This is a genomic window from Endozoicomonas sp. ONNA2 (assembly GCF_024606365.1).
Classification (GTDB): Bacteria; Pseudomonadota; Gammaproteobacteria; order Pseudomonadales; family Endozoicomonadaceae; genus Endozoicomonas.
The window spans coordinates 1-19159 of record NZ_JAHHPO010000196.1; the positions used below are offsets into that span (position 1 = coordinate 1).

General features: G+C 47.2%; 14 protein-coding genes. All 14 read right to left on the bottom strand.

What is annotated here, in order from left to right:
* Positions 1–82: 82 nt before the first annotated feature.
* Positions 83–721, bottom strand: coding sequence for a 7-carboxy-7-deazaguanine synthase QueE (gene queE / locus KDK14_RS03460; RefSeq protein ID WP_257263626.1), 639 nt, complete (start codon positions 719–721; stop codon positions 83–85).
* 265 nt (positions 722–986) lie between these two features.
* Positions 987–1835: a tol-pal system protein YbgF gene (ybgF, locus tag KDK14_RS03465; RefSeq protein WP_257263627.1), complete on the bottom strand. Its 849-nt coding sequence runs from the start codon at positions 1833–1835 to the stop codon at positions 987–989.
* A gap of 104 nt (positions 1836–1939) precedes the next feature.
* Positions 1940–2500 carry an OmpA family protein gene (locus tag KDK14_RS03470; RefSeq protein ID WP_257263628.1) on the bottom strand — a complete coding sequence of 187 codons (561 nt, stop codon included), beginning with the start codon at positions 2498–2500 and terminating at the stop codon, positions 1940–1942.
* A 450-nt stretch (positions 2501–2950) separates the two neighbouring features.
* Positions 2951–4285, bottom strand: a complete 1335-nt coding sequence (tolB, locus tag KDK14_RS03475) for a Tol-Pal system beta propeller repeat protein TolB (protein ID WP_257263629.1) — start codon at positions 4283–4285, stop codon at positions 2951–2953.
* Entirely contained in the window at positions 4282–5130 is an 849-nt protein-coding gene (locus KDK14_RS03480) for a cell envelope integrity protein TolA (protein WP_257263630.1), read from the bottom strand. The genes tolB and KDK14_RS03480 overlap by 4 nt, the downstream gene beginning before the upstream one ends.
* Positions 5131–5592, bottom strand: coding sequence for a protein TolR (gene tolR / locus KDK14_RS03485; RefSeq protein WP_257263631.1), 462 nt, complete (start codon positions 5590–5592; stop codon positions 5131–5133). It lies immediately after the preceding gene.
* Between the two features lie 15 nt (positions 5593–5607).
* Positions 5608–6276, bottom strand: coding sequence for a protein TolQ (gene tolQ / locus KDK14_RS03490; protein WP_257263632.1), 669 nt, complete (start codon positions 6274–6276; stop codon positions 5608–5610).
* Positions 6277–6429: 153 nt separating this feature from the next.
* Positions 6430–9522: an ATP-binding protein gene (locus KDK14_RS03495; protein WP_257263633.1), complete on the bottom strand. Its 3093-nt coding sequence runs from the start codon at positions 9520–9522 to the stop codon at positions 6430–6432.
* 343 nt (positions 9523–9865) lie between these two features.
* Entirely contained in the window at positions 9866–13771 is a 3906-nt protein-coding gene (locus KDK14_RS03500) for a hypothetical protein (RefSeq protein WP_257263634.1), read from the bottom strand.
* 197 nt (positions 13772–13968) lie between these two features.
* Positions 13969–14970: a Holliday junction branch migration DNA helicase RuvB gene (gene ruvB, locus KDK14_RS03505; protein WP_257263635.1), complete on the bottom strand. Its 1002-nt coding sequence runs from the start codon at positions 14968–14970 to the stop codon at positions 13969–13971.
* Between the two features lie 20 nt (positions 14971–14990).
* Positions 14991–15608 carry a Holliday junction branch migration protein RuvA gene (ruvA, locus tag KDK14_RS03510; RefSeq protein ID WP_257263636.1) on the bottom strand — a complete coding sequence of 206 codons (618 nt, stop codon included), beginning with the start codon at positions 15606–15608 and terminating at the stop codon, positions 14991–14993.
* A gap of 14 nt (positions 15609–15622) precedes the next feature.
* Positions 15623–16147, bottom strand: coding sequence for a crossover junction endodeoxyribonuclease RuvC (gene ruvC, locus KDK14_RS03515; protein ID WP_257263637.1), 525 nt, complete (start codon positions 16145–16147; stop codon positions 15623–15625).
* Between the two features lie 337 nt (positions 16148–16484).
* Positions 16485–17231: a YebC/PmpR family DNA-binding transcriptional regulator gene (locus KDK14_RS03520; protein WP_257263638.1), complete on the bottom strand. Its 747-nt coding sequence runs from the start codon at positions 17229–17231 to the stop codon at positions 16485–16487.
* Positions 17232–17290: 59 nt separating this feature from the next.
* Positions 17291–19075 carry an aspartate--tRNA ligase gene (gene aspS, locus KDK14_RS03525; RefSeq protein ID WP_257263639.1) on the bottom strand — a complete coding sequence of 595 codons (1785 nt, stop codon included), beginning with the start codon at positions 19073–19075 and terminating at the stop codon, positions 17291–17293.
* Between the last annotated feature and the right edge of the window lie 84 nt (positions 19076–19159).

The following is a 19159-nucleotide window of genomic DNA, read 5'->3' on the forward strand; positions in this document are numbered from 1 at the left end:
CGGGGCTATTTGCCGAACAAAAACGGATTTTTAGACCAATTTGCTGTCGCCGCAGTAGGGCAATCTATTCTCGGACAGCCTCCTAGACACCCGGCAGGTCTCCCCAGATCATCCGATGCAGCTGTAATTGAAATCTGACCGGCAGTCTGTCTTCCAGAATCCAACCCGCCAACACCTTGGAAGACATAGCGCCACTGACCGGAGAAAAAAGAACATCGGAAACCCTGTTCGCCAGGTCATACTGGATTAGTTTAGAAACAGACCATTCATAATCCCCACGATCAGCAATCACAAATTTCAACTGGTCTTTCCTGTCAAGAAAACCGATATTTTCATACAAATTCCGGTGGGACTCACCTGAAGCCGGAGGTTTCAAATCCATCACCTTGATCACCCTTGAATCAACTTCACAAAGGCTCAATGCCCCACTGGTTTCCAGAGAAACCTCATAACCCTGATCAGCCAGAAGACTCAGCAACCCGAAACAGGCTTTCTGGGACAGAGGCTCACCGCCGGTCACAGTGACATATCCCGGGTTATATACTGACACTTTGTCCAGTATCGTTTCAGTGGATAATAACTCTCCCCCCTTGAAGGCATACTCAGTATCACACCAGCGACAACGCAGGGGGCAGCCGGTCAACCTGACAAAAACCGTTGGCAGTCCGGTGGTTCTGGTCTCTCCCTGTAATGAGTAAAAAATCTCGGTAATTCTTAGCATTCAAGATGCCTGCCTACATCACACATTGAAAATCTGAAAGGGGATAAAATTTATACTATCGTTCACGTTCGATGCCCTGTTATGTCAGCTGCAGCAGGCTTGAAACCTTGCCCACTTGAGCAAAGTATGCAGCATAGCAGAGATATTTCTCTTGCACCGTATGCCGATCAAATAGCGGTGGGAAAAAATATATAAGTAAGTGATGTGGAATCGATGAGAGCAAACGGGGAGTGACATCGCCCATACCCAAAAGGTTGCCCGAGAATCAGGATCCATTCATACTTCTTAAATAAGTGTCGGAAAGCCTCGCAGCAGAACTGTCAGGGTATTGCTGAATAACCAGCTCAAAGAGTCTCTTCGCCTCTTTCTGATTGCCGAGCAAGTCATGCACTCGTCCAAGCTTGTAGCTGGCATCCGGAACTTTAGAACTTTTTGGAAACTTATCCAGAATAACCTGAAAAGACTCCCGGGCAGAATCATAATGCCCTTGAGCCATATCAACTTCACCCAGCCAATAATGGGCATTGTCTGCATAACGGCCATCAGGGTAGGTTTTTAACTGCTCCCGGAGTGCCTTTTTCGCTTGATCAAACTGCTTGGTGCGAATGAGTCCAAATGCCGACTGGTAAGTGGCCTCCTCAGCTTTCAAGGCCGACTGACCCTTTTGGTCTGCTGCCACTGGAACATTGGCCATCGGCGGCTTCAGGTTAGTAACTGCTGCCGGGGCAGCCACTGCCCCGGACTGATCCTTCAATCGAGAAACTCGCTCGTCGAGATCAAGATACCTGTCCCGGCCTTCCTGCTGCAGTTGTTCAATGCGAAAGGCATGCTCTTCCAGCTGCCCCCGCATTTCCATCATTTCCTGTCGAAGCTGATCAATAGTATTAAGCAGGTGTGCCGTGCCATTGTAACCATCGTTGCTATCAGAGGAGGAAGAAATTGAAACAGGTTCATCTGTGATCTTACTGATAACGGGCCGGGATTCAGCTGAGAGCCCCAGAGGTCTGGGTTCTTCAACGGGCGCTGCGGCAAATGCCACGCCACTTAGAGAACCAGCAACCAACACTGCAAAAGTCAGCATCAACATTAACTTGTCAGTTTTTCCTCTACGCATTCATCCCCCAGACGAAATAATGATACCAGTTATATTCTAAACTGCTTTTTAACCGGGCTGATTTTCAGCAAGCCAACACAGAAGAATGTAACTGGTATTGCCGGTTACTCAGTAACAATTACAGCACGACGGTTCAAGGCCCAAGCAGTATCATTGTGCTCAGGGTCCAGAGGCTTCTCAAAGCCAAAGCTGACTACGTCAATACGATCAGCTGCAACACCTTTAGCGACCAGGTAATCTTTCACCGACATGGCACGACGCTCACCCAGAGCCAGATTGTAAGTACGGGTACCACGCTCATCGGTATGCCCCTGAATGACGATATTTTTCATATAACCCAATTCAGAAGTCAGGTAGGCAGCATGTACATCCAGGGACTGGTAAGCTTCCTCACCCAGCCTGGTGCTGTCAAATGGGAAGAAGTAGGTATTCTTTTCCAGCAACGCCTGAATCTCTTCCGGAGACTCATCAATCTTGCCACTGTTAATAACTGCCTGCACTGCAGGGTCCAAAACAGGCTGTACTTCAACCAGTACTTCTTCTTCAACAATAACAACCGGCGGCTGTGTTTCTGCAGTAGTTGGCTCTTTCCTGGAAGCACACCCTGCCAGCCAGATAGCAGCGACAGCCATAATAGCTGCTTTAACAACATTGGCGATTTGCATTTTCAACTCCAATCATTCTCTACGGGATTGCAAAAATTCGTGCAGTACACTAACAGAACAGAGGTCGCCCGACTAGCCCGAATAGCAAGGGATAATAAGGTTTCCTCAGAGAAAGAGCTACCGGAAAAGAGCACGGAGCAAAAGGTTGACGGAGTCATTTTAACCACCTTGGTATAAATTAATCGACAGCCCCGCTGGCTGGGCCAGACGCAGTATTATACCAGTGAAAATATGCGATGAAGGACAACCTCACCATTGAACAACCGTCACCATTGCCTCCACTTATCCAGTTTGAAGCTGATATTATTCAGCCTCATGCAAATAAGCTTCAGGCAACTCATTCAAAAGAACAGATTAAACGAGCATAGCAGCAAGTCAGAATATCTACAGGCCAAAAAGAACTCTCTTGTATCACTTTGAACACAACAGAGCGATTCACCCTGGTTTTAACTATTTGAGTTCATTACCAGGCCCCCACGCAGGCTCGCGCACATCACCTTCAGCAGAAGGCAATCGCTGTTTCACACGGCCATCTGCAGAAACAATACCCAGCTCGCCATTCTTGCCACCTTGAACAGAATAGATCAATCTGCGCCCACCCGGAGCGATACTGGGAGAATCTTCCAGTCTGGATGACGTCAGTAGCCGCAGTCTATCGGTATCCAGGTCGAGAACCGCGATGTTAAAGTCAGTGGCTCCTGCCCCTTTATGCACCAGAGCCAGGGACTTGCCATCCGGAAAGACCTTGGCCCGGGCATTGAACCGCCCTTCAAAGGTTAGACGACGAGGCTTGTCTGTTGGTATAAATTCACCATCACTTTTTCGACTGACCTTCTGCTGATAGACCTGAGGACTCCCGCCTCGATTTGAGGTAAAAACGATACTATTGCCATCTGGCATCCAGTCTGGTTCAGTGTCTATGGCATAGTGAGTTGTAACATTACTGATTTTATTTGTTGCCAGATCAAGAATATAAACGTCCGGGTTACCATCCCTGGAAAGGACCATGGCAATGGATTTGCCGTTCGGAGCCCATACCGGGGAGTTATTCAGCCCTTTAAAACCGGTCAGTTTTTTGCGGATCCCTGTTGCCAGTTCCTGCATATAAATAGCTGGACGCCCCTCCTCGAAGGAAACATAGGTAACCCTTGTCCCGTCTGGCGACCAGCTGGGTGATAAAATAGGCTCGCTGGAGCTGAAAACCTTCCTGTTACGTTTACCATCAGCATCGGCATAATTAAGCTGATAATCCGTTCTTTTGGCGTCATGCCTCTTGGCTGTTACGTATAGAATCCGGGTTGAAAAATCGCCCTTCAGCCCAGTAATCTTTTCATAGACAGCATCGCTGATGCGATGCGACATCTCCCGAAGCTGGATGCTGTTGCCGGTAAATCCCCCCTTGGTTATGCGCTTTCCCCTGATAACGTCATAAAGCTGATAGGTCATGGTGTACGCATTGTCCTTAAGCACCACCTGCCCCGTTACCAGGTAAGAAGCCCCAAGCAACCTCCAGTCACGGTAAAAAACTTCTGACTCACTGGCTGGAAAGCTGAGCATACTCGCTCGTGGCATTGCCTTGAACAGGCCGCTGAGTTTCAAATCGTTATCTATGATTGCCGCCGGGTCTTCTGGCAATACTTTCTCCCCCCTCCAGCTGAAAGGGGAAACCGCCATGGACACAGCTTTGTCATTGCCCCGGGTGACCTCAATAATAAGCTCTGCCTGAGCACTCATCTGCCAAAGCAAACAGTAAAATAATAAAAAGGTTTTGAAAAAGTGCCTCATTTAACCAGATCCTCGGGCCTGAATCGGAAAGTAATTCGTCGGAAATATTGCTCAAAAATTCGTCGTTCAAGGTCCTTCAACTCGGAAAAGGGCGATGCCTGGCGTATAGCCTGGATAACAGAGCGATCAAACTCATCGTTGCCACTGGACTTCAGCATCGTAATATCCAGCACATCCCCAAAGGGAGAAAGACTGATACGAATTTCTGCCACCATATCATTGCGTGCGCTGGGAGGCCTGTTCCAATACCGGGAGGTCAGGCTTTTAATCAGCGCTGCATATTGTGCTTGCTGCCGCTGGTCATGCTCAAGCTGCTGAGCCGCTGCCAAAGCTTGCTGTTCCATAACCATGGCTTGCTCAAGCGCTTGCTGCTCTTTACGCTGTTGTTCCTTTTGCCGCTCACGTCTTTCCAGCTCTCGACGTTTCCGGGCAGCTTCTTCCTTTTGACGAAGCTCATCTTTTTTTCTTTCCTCTTCCCGCTTCAGGGCCAGGGTTTTCTGCCGTTCCTGCTCCTTTCGTTGCTGTTCAGCTTGTTTACGCCCGGCCTCTGCCATTTTTTTCGCTTCCGCCCGTCGTTTCGCTTCGTCTTTGCGATTTTGTTCCGCCTGGCTCTGTGCAGGCTTACTGACGGTTTGCGGTTTTGACGCCGGTTCAGGCAACGATACCAACGCAGCACTGATTGGCAAGGGCGGCGTTATTGCAGGTTTGGCGTCGGCATTCCAGTTGACCAAAAGTACACTAAACATAATGAGATGAAGAATCAGAGAGAGGGCCAGTGCAAAACCATAACCTTCCGTCACCCTTGCCAAAAGGGTTGGAAAAGCAATATTAAACCATCTGTTCATCTACCGCTCTTCCATGCCAACCGCCACCGGGTCAGTTACCAGCCCAACATGACTGATACCTGAGTTTTGCAGGCCAGCCATTAATTGAACTACTGATCCATAAGCAACGTTGGTGTCTCCTTGAATCAACACTTGAATCCCTGGTCTGGCACTCACTACCTTACTGACTTTTTCTGTCAGTGACGGAAGAGTAACCGCTTTTTCATGGTCAGATCCAACGTCCATATAATAACTGCCATCTGCTTTAACAGAGACAACCAGAACTTCCTTGTCTTCTGGCAGGGCAATATTATCGCTACTGGTTTTGGGCAGCTCAACTTTCACTCCCTGGGTCATCATGGGGGCAGTGATCATAAAAGCCACCAGTAGCACCATCATGATATCGATAAACGGCACCATGTTTATTTCAGACATGGGTTTACGACGATTTCTGATTTTTATCCCACTTCTCATTGGTGACATTGCGGTAATATCCCTTTATGTCCGACTGTAAACTTTACGGTGAAGGATACTGGAAAACTCATCCGCAAATGTCTCGTAATTGGACATCAGGGCTTCAACCTTTGAAGCATAGCGATTATAGGCGACAACCGCGGGGATAGCGGCAACAAGACCAACAGCAGTGGTCAGCAAAGCCTCGGCAATGCCGGGGGCAACCGAAGCAAGGGTTGGCTGCTGAACCACCGCCAGGCCACGAAAAGAGTTCATAATACCGACAACTGTGCCAAAAAGACCCAGATAAGGACAGGTAGACCCAACACTGGCAAGAAATGTCAGGTTCCCTTCCAGGCGCTCCTGCTCCCTGGATATGGCCACCCGCATGGCCCGCTGAGCGCCTTCCATGACCGCATCAGGATCAACGGCTCCCTGGTTTCGCAGGCGGGTAAACTCGGTAAAACCGGCATTAAAGATGTGTTCCACCCCTGATTCAGGTTGTTCATTTTGTTGCACTTCCTTGTACAGCAGAATCAGATCCATTCCCGACCAGAAACGATCTTCAAATGCAATCATCGCTTGCTGTGCATTTCTCAGCTGGATTCCCCGCTGGAAAATCATCATCCACGAAACAAGCGATGCTGCCACCAGTAACAACAACACCAGTAACACAATCCAACTGGCGTTACCAACCAAAGCCCACAGAGACATGTTTTCTGCCACCGACAACCTCTCTACCCATCAATTATGAAGTCGAAGAAGGACTGATCATAACACCAAAAACCATAATGGGGATCAGTACCAGCTAAAGGTTGTGCAAGGCACGGCAATTTTATCCAGTGAAGACTGTTTGATGGTCATAAACTACGAGCCAGAATGATCCAATAAAGCGTTAAAGAGTTTCTCCAGCCCCATGACATCCAGTTGCTTACACAATTCAATTACTTTTTCAGGGACGCTGCCATAACCCGGCTGCAAGGACCACCCTTCGGCTTTTTCTTCCAGTGTTTTCAGGTCACCTATCTCAAGCAAGTGCTTCAAGGCAGTCGCCATTTCTTTCTGGCAAAGGTCGGAAATTGGCAAAGCAGAAAACAAGCCGTTATCATTTTCCAAATGGCTATAAATACAATTAAACAATTCATCAAAGCAGACGGGTTTGGCAATAAAGCCACAAAATCCGGAATTCGCCATTTTTACTCTTGTCTGTTCCGACACACTGGCTGATATGGCCATAATCTTGATGGATGGCTTTCGACCGAGGCGGTGAATCTCCCTGGCAGCGTCAAAGCCATCCAGGCCTGGCATTCTGAGATCCATCAAAACAAGGTCGTAGCGTGTAGCTCTGCATTTTTCCACCGCTTCAAACCCTCCTTCTGCCGCCTCAACAGAAAAAGATTTAGACTTGAGGGCCTTTACCAACATATCTCTGTTGTTAATGCTATCGTCAACCACCAGAATTTGCTGTTTATTATAGTGAACCGGAGTAACGTCGGGTCCAGCAATTCTCGAGGACGAGTCAGATATTTCTTTTCGACTCTCCCCATTGCCAAGCTGGTATGGAATACTGAAATAGAAGCGACTTCCTATTCCGGGCTCACTCTCAGCCCGGAGTTCGCCCCCCATGGCTTCCACCAGACGATAACTGATAGAGAGACCCAAACCGGCTCCTCCAGATTCCTGCCCTTTCTTTAGCTGAGTGAATGGCTGGAATAGCTGCGGCAAATCTGATGTTACAATACCCACACCACTATCAAGTACTTCAAATTGCAGCTTTTCGCCTTTCACAAAAATCTTCAGGTAGACGCTACCAGACTCCGTGAACTTTATGGCATTGCCAATCAAATTGATCAAAACCTGGCGAAGTTTGACATTATCCCCGACGATCTCCAACTCTACATTGGGAAGAATATCCAGCAGCAAGTCCAGACCCTTGACTTTCGCAGCTTCACGAAAATTGGCAAATACCATATCCAAAGTCGCCCGGAGATTAAAAGGCACCACGCGGGTTCTGACAATGCCACTTTCAATCTTGGTGATATCCAGAATGTCATTAATCATGGTCAACAGATGCAAACCACAGGCTTCCAGGGATGATAAACTTTCCCGGTATATAACAGGTACATCGCGATCTGCTAACAGCAGCTGGGCATAACCAAGAACGCCATTAAGCGGGGTTCTCAGTTCATGGCTGATGTGGGACAGGAATAAGGACTTTGCCTGGCTGGCCTTTTCTGCTGTTTCTTTAGCCTTCAGTAACTCACCTTCGATCCGCTTTCTTTGAGTAATGTCACGAAAGACGATGGATATCAGCAAACCATCGGCTGTGGTCAAAACATTGCTGGATATTTCAACAGGAAACCCATGTCCATACTTATCAACCCCCCTGGAGAGCTTTGCCTCAAGACAATGGCTGTCAATTTCATCTGAGGACAGTTCCTTCAGCAGCATGAGATCTGCGCGGTATTCAGGGTCAATTAACAGTGCCAATGGCAGGCCCAGTAAATCAAACTCATGATAACGAAAGAGATTTTCAACTCTGGGGTTCACCAGGTTGATAACACCTGCCGTATCGGTGATGACAATGGCATCTGGCGATCCGGCAATCAACGCCTTGAATTTTTCCGTGTCCCGAACAAGATGGGTAATATCGTTGCCCATACACTCAAAACTGTCGAGCTGTTGGCCGCTGTTTTTCCGGGTCAGAGAGCTTTTATTGGCGTGTCCCGCACAACCCACTTCAATGCAGCGTATGGAACCCTCTTTATGAAAAAATTCCAGTTCAAATGTTTCCTGCCAAACACCTTGTGGCAACTGCTTCAAAATGCCTCTGAAGGAATCATTAATCACTGATTCCGTTAAAAAATCCTGAATTTTTCCTGAAAACTCGTGTTCGGCGAAACCCAATACTGAAGTAATTGATGGACTGACATAGGTAATGTCCCCTGAACCGGCCAGATGAAAATAGAAATACCGCCCTCTTAGCTGCTGAACGAGACTGGCCATATTTTGCGCCCGTGCTTTTTGCAAGGCTTCTTCTCGACTCAACAGTCGTTCCTTCAACCGGATAAAGCTCCTGTTCAGGCTAACAGCCTCATCCCTGGAATCCTGGAAATTATCACTTGAGTCATCGGGCAGGAAACCAAAGGTATTCATTTCACGTTTTAATTCATTCAGGGGGCGCGTAATCCTGCCAGAGACATACCACAGGCATATGATGGCTAAAACCATGGCCAGACCAATCAGGCTTGCGCTCAAAAAGGCCTGTTTGTACACCGGCTTCATGATGTCAGTTTCCAATATGCTGTAACTGAAAAACCAACCGGTGGATTTAACAGGAACAGCGGCCGACCACTTGTAACTGCCCCTGGTTAAAACACGAACACTGACAAGTCTGCCCTCTTTGACAACATTGTGCAGAACATCTTTCATAAAACCACAGGGTGCGTCAGGTTTCGATGGTTTAATGGGGCTATAAAGCAAATGCCTGAACGAACCGCCATTCTCCGAAGGAAAGTAAAGTTCACCACTGCCCTCACAAGGTCCAAGCTGCGAAAATTTTTCAATAGTTCTGTACTTTAGTAGCGATATGCCATTGGCGTACACAATACGTCCAAAAGGGTCGGCAATGATCAGGCGAACCCGAAAATCCAGATTTGTCGGCATATTGACCAGTTTGGCGGCATCAAGATCAAGCCTCAGAAAGCGAGTTCCATGTCGATCATCAGAAACCCTGAGCAACAAGCTGGAATAAAACATGGTCCCATTTTTTTCCGTATTAACATACCAGTCGTACCCTGTATTGTTATCTATTGAAAAATAGACTTGATCGGGAATGGGGTAATCTGAGCCTTGATATCTGGAAATATTATTGTCCATATGGCCCAAAAAAACAGAATTTTTACTTTTTACTAATGTCCCATCTTGCTTTTCAAAATCGATGATTGATACCGAGTTCACATAAGGCAGATCCCTGAATATTGAAATAACTTTTGAGAAAAAGTCATTATAAGAAATCCCTGTGGCAGATAAGGATAAAACCCTGCCAGCCAAGATAGCTTTACTAATTTTTGTATCTACAGTTGCTGCATATCGTAACGTCTCATTAAGATGCCTTTTGCCGATTTCCTCCGAAGCTGTCCGGAAAGTAAAGAAAAGAAAAACAAATGTAATAATGCTGTAAAAAACTATAGCTGGCAGCAGATTAAACAGCGTAATCTTCTGACGGATAGATGTAGCCATAAAACCAAATTACATCCATAAAAATTTCATATGAACTACAACCGGGTTTATCAGAAAATCATCATCGAAAGTGAACTGAATTATAGATCGCTATTGCACTATTGACCTCATTATCACACGTCATAGACTTCATACTATAAGCACTGGAGTCCATATTGGGAGATCTATCCGCAGCTGCTGATTCCGGGGCCGGATCTATTGTATGGCTATCGCCGTCTATTTCTTTGAGAAAGACCTCATCATATCCCCAGCATGCCCTGACCACAGGCGAATCATGCAGAAGAAAATTACCCGACGTATACCCATACCCCCCCTCAATAAACAGAACACCTGGTTTGGAAGATGACGTTTTTTCGCTACTTTTCTGAATCTTCTCCATCAGCGTATTCATAGTTAGCCCACAAGCAAAGTTCATGAATGATATGTCATTAGCATCTTCATCCTTGGTAAGACGGAACAGCCAACGCGCATATTCTCTGGTATCTTTTGATGATGGTAAACGCATAATCAGGTACACACTTGGGGAGGGCTCCTTACCAAAGGTATCTTGTAACATATCGAGATAACCACGGAGCCATGGCTTTAACCGAGTCATGATGCTAGAAGACAAATTCGTTTTTATAAAGACATGCTCAATTTCCGTTTCAACCTTTCCTATTTCAGCACAGCTTCCCGGAACCCATACCACGAGCTTCTTGAGAAAATCCTCGTCAGAGAGCTTTTCACTCTTTTCATTTCCCGGAATTTTTTCTTTTCTGATTTCGTAAAGCTCTCTCAAGCCTATAATAATTTTTTCAAAAAGTAATTTTGCATAACCATCCTGACATGACATATGAGTAACTGGTAATGAGCAATTAAGCTTACTGGACCCTATTTCTTTCTTCGTGATGAAGCTACTGGACCATGGATTTTCTCTGACATCCCCAATCAAATAGGATTTCTCTGGCTGTTGATTAAAAAGTACCATTGTATCCTTTGTCAAATTTTCCAGAGTCTCATGAAATGCCTCAACCCCAATGCACTCATCCAGGCGCAGTGATTTATCTTGAGACATAGACCACCAGTGAAACAAAGCCGTTCGAAACCCCTTATCATGCCCATGAAAAGGCTCAACCAAGAGGACATCCACTTTTTCACCATAAATCCTTCTGATTAATCGTTGAAAGCAAGGAATGGTAATCATCATAGATTCATTACTATCATCATACCTGGCATCCAATAATAACTGACGACTTAATCCAAACACACTAGTAATGCTTTCCGCCCCTACGGGTTTATAGTCATGAAATTCTTCCCATTTCTTCAGCCAGTGAAAAGCAATTTCATTAAAACTTTCTTCTATAGCACTAGCAGTTGCAAAGATATGCACAGCTTCACCTCTTATAGCACTCCTCATCATTGTTTCGGATTCTATTTTGGATAAGATACTGCTATTCATTGAACTATTCACCATGCCATCACCAGATAATTTCTTTGATGAGACATCAGCCAAACTCTTTTTTATTCGTTTCATATGCCCAAAAACCGCATCCGATAACAACCTGAGCAATTCCATTCTTCTTGATAATGGCAATGACCTGATTTTCTCCGAATCAACAGAACCAGCCCCGGGAGCTGTACATTTTTGAAAATCCACCAAAGGTTCTTTTATATACTTATCAAATAAAGTGGATACATCTGTAAATTCAGTCCGCAAAGATGTCTCCTCGTTATATTTTATTTTTTCCATAATCACTTCAGAATCTGGAAAAAAATGGTAAGCACACCAAGATAAAAATTGATCATCCTCAGCCAGCAAAGAAGATACCTTGCTGACCACAGCACGCAGGGAAGAGGCTTCCTCCTTATGCGAATCATGACTAACCGACTCTCTTATCAGTCTGGATTGTACTTTTTCAAGTTGACGAAGATCATTTGTCAGCATCACCAGCACGAACAATTTTGACATCTGTGGATCTTCGGACATTTTAGAAACAAAGCGATGCCTCTCAGGAATCCAGTCCATCATAAATTCATTCCCAGGCAGAATCTGTCCATCGATGGTAATCGTTGCAGGGGCAACATCAAGGTAAATAAGCTGATGCTTCTTTCGGTTATAGGCAAAATTGGCAAAATTTCCATCAATAACACATTTGATCTCCCAGCCGTTACCTTTATCCTCAATTATCTTGTTAAAGTGGTCACATCTGTCGATCAAATCCAGAATGCCTTTAATGATTTCAAATTTAACCTCGGGTTTCTCATCAGGATCTTTCAATATATATTCAACCATCTCCTGCTTGTCGTATTTCCTTTGCAAACCCAGAACTGTTACACGATGATCCTCCTGAGATTTGGATTTAAACTGACTTTCATTAACTTCCATTGCATGTGACAAATTATCGTGGTTTGACATTACCAGCCTGTTATTTTCCAGGGCCGACAAAATGGTCAAGATATCAATATTATTGCTGGCATCGGACTCTGACAGTGAACTCCTTGTCCTTTTGGCAACATTTAATTTGCCAAAATCAGCAACATTGATATCAGGTTTTTCGTAAAACCTGGGTTCATGAATTTGCTCAACAGTATCATCCTGATAAGAAACAGCTATATATTCTATAGGACTCATTACAAACTTAATCTCGCCCCGTTGTTTTAACCGGGGTTCTGTCATCACACACGAGCATATTCTTTGTGTACTATTTAACGTCCTGATCGTTGTTCCAGATTTTGAGGGACTCATACGGCACTTGATTTCTTTTGCCGCTAATTTGTTAAACTCTGCATGGGTAAATACACGTTGCGCAATTCCTGACCCGAGGTACTCACCAACAAAGTCATTTTTATCAGGAGCACTCCGCTTATTTCTCACAATCGGTATTGACTTTTGGCGCAGAAGATCCCTGTTTGTTTGATTATTTATACTGCCATCAAGATTTCTTTTCAGCTTATCTCTCGTTGATTTTCCTTCCTTTTCGATATCAAAAATCTCATCCAGGTCAGGTTCAGGACAGTTAATAAATGGAGCCTGTAATTCAATATACAGTGTATTTTCAGCTGATTTTTCTGATTTTGCTACAGGGACACTGCATGAAAAATAAATTTGATTCCTGTCAGTACGTTCAGTGACCAGTCTATAGCGAGCATGTTTATAGGCAATCTGATCATCAGGCATATTATTCCGAAAGCGAATAAAGAACTTTATTTTGGATTCTTGCTTGAACGGTTCAGGTGATTTTACTCGATCAAATAATTGTAAAAGTACTTTATCCTCTTTAACACCATCAATTTCAATGTAGAAATCACCATGAGCATGAATCAGATCCGGATGTGAAGCCTGATCATAAGTAGAGTAATCAAAGGGTTTTTGTTGAAAGGGCGGAATATCAGGGGTTAACTGTGTAACAGTACATGTAGGCTTCAAGTGCAAATACAGTTTATCTGAACCATCCCCTGCATAACATGTCACCTCATAAGAAGAATCCAGCTCAAGTTCTTCGCTGTCGTACAAATAGACAATTTTTTCCACAACCGGATGAAGACTACCTGCAGGGGAGGCACTATCCGCAGCTGTACTAGCAGTAAGTCCTAAACTTTTGGCAAAACCCATCAGCAGTGCAAGGTCTTCAAGTTGACTGAGAGTACCGTGCTCTGATTCCTGCTTCTTGACCTCGCCATATGAACACACTGCACCAGTTGGAGGTACGCAACTTTCCGCAGCTTCAGTGGTAAACACCTTAATGAACTCAGGACACTTAACCAAACGGCATCCCCTGTCTTTTATTCCTGCGACTCCTCTCAAAGCCTCGGGATTCCCACTTTCCTCGCTTAAATCCCCAAGGGAGACTTGTCTGCTTGTTTCAACGGGAGCCACGCACATTTTGGTTCCGGCAAATTGTACCTCTCCTGATGAAGACTCTGATTCTGGTTTATCAATTGGCAAACTAACCTGCATCGAAATTTCAGGCATTCCACTTGGGAGCATATTATAGACCCTGTTTGTTTCAATGAGACCGGAGCCTGTTGAAATTTAGTTGCATGCCCATCAGGACACACCTGAATACCCGAGAGGAACTGTGCACCGGACGCAGACTCCCCTTTTAAAATCCCCCAGCGAAATAGAGCTGATACGCTTTTTGAGTATGAATCGAAGTCTAGCTCATAATACCACCTCAACAGAGATCAAGGGTAATCATAGCCAAAATGCAGATAGGCGTTCTTGGTTAATACCCGCCCCCTGGGTGTTCTCATTATATAACCCTGTTGAATCAAGTAAGGCTCAAGTACATCCTCTATGGTGTCCCGCTCTTCACTGATGGCTGCGGCAAGGCTGTCAACACCCACCGGGCCGCCATCAAACTTTTCAATCATAGCCAGCAATAAACGACGGTCCATATGATCAAACCCGCTGGCATCCACATCCAGCATATTCAGGGCAGCATCGGCAAGTTCACGGGTTACCGAACCATCGCCTTTCACTTGTGCATAATCCCTGACTCTTCTCAGCAACCGATTGGCTATGCGGGGTGTGCCTCTTGAACGGCGAGCCACTTCAGTGGCCGCCTCCCGGTTCATCTGCACGCCGAGAATACCGGCAGAACGCAGCACAATTGCACTGAGATCCGCCACACTGTAGAACTCAAGCCGCTGAACGATACCAAACCGATCCCGTAAGGGTGATGTCAATAGCCCTGCACGGGTGGTCGCACCGACCAGGGTAAAGGGAGGAAGGTCCAGTTTGATCGAACGTGCCGCAGGTCCTTCGCCGATCATAATATCCAACTGATAATCTTCCATGGCCGGATAGAGCACCTCTTCAACGGCTGGGCTGAGACGATGGATTTCATCAATAAACAGAATGTCATTAGTCTCAAGGTTGGTGAGCAGGGCTGCCAGGTCTCCGGCCTTTTCAATAACCGGCCCGGAAGTCGAACGGATATTACTGCCCATTTCATTGGCAACAATATGGGAGAGCGTGGTCTTGCCCAGCCCGGGTGGGCCAAATATCAACGTATGATCCAAGGCATCGCCACGTTTTCGGGCGGCCTGGATAAATATCTCCATCTGCTCCCTGACTTTGGGTTGCCCGGTATACTCACTCAACCTGACCGGTCGAATGGCCCGATCCTGAGCCTCTTCATTGGGGCGCTCACTGGCCGACATTAAGCGATCCGCTTCAATCATAATTTTTCCCGGGAATCATCTTAAATCATACTTTTTAAAGCCTGCCTGATGAGTTCTTCACTGGACAGGCCTTCTATTTTGATCCGCCCAATAACCTTACTGGCTTCCTGAGGTTTATAGCCCAGGGCAACCAGAGCGCTGACGGCTTCTTGTTCAATATCAGCCGCCTGTTTTTCCAGGGCCTGCTCCAATGGCGTTCCCGCAAAACCAGCAAATTGCCCAGCTGAGCTATCCCATTTTGACAGCTTATCCTTTAACTCCACGATCAGGCGTTCCGCTGTTTTCTTGCCAACGCCGGGTAATTTCACCAAAGTGGAACTGTCACCATCATGGACACAACGGACAAACTCAGTCGCTTCTATGCCTGAAAGTAGTGTCAGGCCCAGTTTCGGACCAACCCCATTCACTTTTATCAGAGTGCGGAACAACTCTCTCTCCCGGGCGTCACTGAAGCCATAGAGCAACTGCGCATCTTCTCTAACGACAAAGTGTGTATAAAGCGTTGCCTCAGCCCCAACCTCTGGCAGACGATAAAACACCGACATCGGCGCCTCAACTTCATAGCCTACCCCGCCGGCATCAAGCAGCAGGTAAGGCGCTTTTTTTTCCAACAAAATACCACGCAGTCTGCCTATCATATCCAGTATCTCTTTTAACGACTTAATAACCGACGATTTCTTCTACCCGTTGCACCGGCCATTCGCACCAGACTTGAGCGTGTGTGGGAGTGACACAAGGCCACTGCCAACGCATCAGCAGCATCTGCCGGAGGGGTTTTATCCAAGTTCAGAATTGCACAAACCATGTGTTGCACCTGGGACTTTTCCGCAGAACCCCGGCCCACTACTGCCTGTTTCACCTGTCGGGCCGAGTACTCTGAAACGTCAAGGCCATGATTCACTGCGGCAACAATCGCCGCTCCACGGGCCTGCCCGAGCTTCAGGGCAGAGTCGGCATTGCGGGCCATAAACACCTGCTCAATACCGACAGATTGCGGACTGTACATTTCAATCACGCTATTGATACCCTGAAAAACCCGGGCAAGTCTTTCTGGTAGCGGCCCATCCTGAATTCGGATACAACCCGACGCCACGTATTGACACTGGGAGCCGATTTCCTCAATGATTCCATACCCGGTAATCCTGGACCCGGGATCAATCCCCAACAATATGGCCATTCCATTTTTGTCCAAAACCTGTCGTTCAAAAAGAATACTGTGTATACATACACGTTTCCAGCATTACAATTTTGAAACACGGCATTACCAAAATAGGCTACGAAACCCATCGGTTGCGACTTACTCTTGAACGTGAGTTTTGTTGCCAGATGAATAATCAAATGAAACCATTACTGACCATAGCCAGTGTCACGCTGGTGCTCTTTCTAATCACTCTGGCTTTGAATATTTAACAATCCTCGGCCTCGGGATACCTGATAATTGCCCATTGGTAGCTGCCCTGCGTAGATATAAAAAAACCCGGAGCCGTCCGGGTTTTCGATTAACTCCACCTGGTTCAACCCAGTTGCGCCATGACGTCTGCAGGGATGTCTGCATTGGTGTAGACATTCTGAACATCATCCAGATCTTCCAGATGATCAATCAGTTTCATGATTTTCTCGGCACCTGCCAGATCAAGCTCTGTCTGGGTAGATGCAATCATGGCAACTTCACCACCCGCAGGTGACAGCCCTGCAGCTTCCAACGCGTCCTTTACAGCCATGAACCCGGTCCACTCCGTGAGCACTTCTACGGAGCCATCATCATTCGTGACAATATCCTCAGCACCGGCTTCCAGGGCTGAATCCATCAGCTGCTCTTCATCAATACCTTGTTCAAAGAAGATCTGGCCCTTGCGTTCAAACAGGTAAGCAACGGAACCATCGGTGCCGAGGTTACCGCCGTGCCTGGAAAACGCATGACGAACTTCGGCCACTGTCCGGTTGCGGTTATCCGTCAGGCACTCAACCAGAACCGCGATGCCCCCAGCCCCGTACCCTTCATAGGTGACTTCTTCCATATTTGAATCATCTTCACCACCGGCACCTCGGGCAATGGCGCGGTTAATGGTATCCCGGGTCATATTGGCAGCCAGGGCTTTATCAACGATCGCTCGCAGCTTCGGGTTATCTTCAACATTACCGCCGCCCTGCCTGGCGGCAACCGTCAGTTCACGGATGATTTTGGTAAAGATCTTGCCCCGCCTGGCGTCCTGCGCGGCCTTGCGGTGTTTGATGTTGGCCCATTTACTATGACCTGCCATAGGAACCTCTATTTAGTAGACGCTTTGTCGGCAACCGCTGGAGCGATCGCCATGATGAATCAATGACTGGTCGCCGATGCCGGATCGCGACGAATGCGCAGGTTCAGATCACGCAGCTGCTGACCGTCCACTTCACCCGGAGCCTGAGTCAGCAAACAGGAAGCTGACTGGGTTTTCGGGAAAGCAATCACTTCCCGAATGTTAGTCGTACCACACAGCAGCATCACCAGACGATCCAGGCCGAACGCCAGACCACCATGGGGCGGCGCACCGTACTTCAGGGCATCCAGCAGGAAGCCAAACTTCTCACGCTGCTCTTCTTCCTGAATATCCAGCACACGGAATACCGCCTGCTGCATTTCCTGACGATGAATACGGACAGAACCACCACCCACTTCATAGCCATTCAGAACCATATCATAAGCACGGGAGAGCGCCCGGGACGGATTAGCCTCCAACTCTTCACAGGTACAGGTGGGTGCTGTGAATGGGTGATGCAGCGCGGTCAGGGCACCATTATCGGTCTGCTCAAACATCGGGAAGTCAACAACCCACAATGGTGCCCAGTCGCAGGTGTATAGATTCAGGTCGTCACCCACCTTACAGCGCAGGGCACCCAGTGCTTCATTAACAATCGTTGCTTTACCCGCACCAAAGAAGACGATGTCGCCATCGGCAACATCAAGCCGGGACATGATACTCATGGTGACATCATCACCCAAAAACTTGAGGATTGGCGACTGAAGGCCTTCAACTCCTTTTTCCAGCTCATTCACCTTGATCCAGGCCAGACCCCTGGCGCCGTAGATACTGACAAATTTCGTGTAGTCGTCAATCTGTTTACGGCTCAACTCGCCACCACCGGGCACTTTCAGGGCGGCAACACGGCTTTTGGGATCTTCTGCCGGCCCTTTGAATACCTTGAAGTCAACACCGGCCATCAGGTCTGCCACGTCCACCAATTCCAGGGGAATACGCAGGTCTGGCTTATCAGAGCCATAACGGCTTAGGGCTTCGGCATAGGTCATGCGAGGAAATTCAGCGCCAAGTTCCACGCCCTTAACTTCCATAAACAGTTTTTTGATCAGGGCTTCAGTAATACCCATGATCTGAGCTTCATCAAGGAAGGATGTCTCAATATCGATCTGGGTAAATTCCGGCTGACGATCTGCTCGCAGATCTTCATCACGGAAACACTTGACGATCTGATAGTAGCGATCAAAGCCAGAGACCATCAGCATCTGCTTGAACAGCTGGGGCGACTGGGGAAGTGCGTAGAAGTGCCCGGGGTGCACACGGCTGGGCACCAGATAGTCACGGGCACCCTCTGGAGTTGCACGGGTCAGCATCGGTGTTTCAATATCCAGAAAGCCTTGCTCTTCCATAAAGCGACGTACTACGGCGGTGGCTTTGCTGCGAATAATCAGCTTTTCCTGCATCTCAGGACGACGCAGATCAACGACCCGGTTACGCAGGCGGACATCTTCACCCACATCGGTATAACCTTCAATCTGGAATGGCGGCGTCTGGGCCTGGTTAAGGATTTCCACCTGTTTGCCCAGCACCTCAATCTCACCAGTAGACATATTGCTGTTCACAGTGCCTGCCGGACGGGGGCGCACGAAACCGGTGATTTTCAGAACATATTCACTGCGCACCTTGTCAGCCAGGGCAAACGCTTCTTCAGTATCAGGGTCAACCACCACTTGAGCCAGCCCTTCGCGATCACGCAGGTCCAGAAAAATCACGCCACCGTGATCACGACGGCGATGTACCCAACCGCAGAGGGTGACTTCCTGCCCATCATGGGAAAGATTCAGTTCGCCGCAATAATGGCTGCGCATAATATACCTCAAATCAGGAATTCAACTGGATTTACTAAAAATTTCCGACTTTTTAGACCAATTTGCTGCCACCGCAGTAGGGCA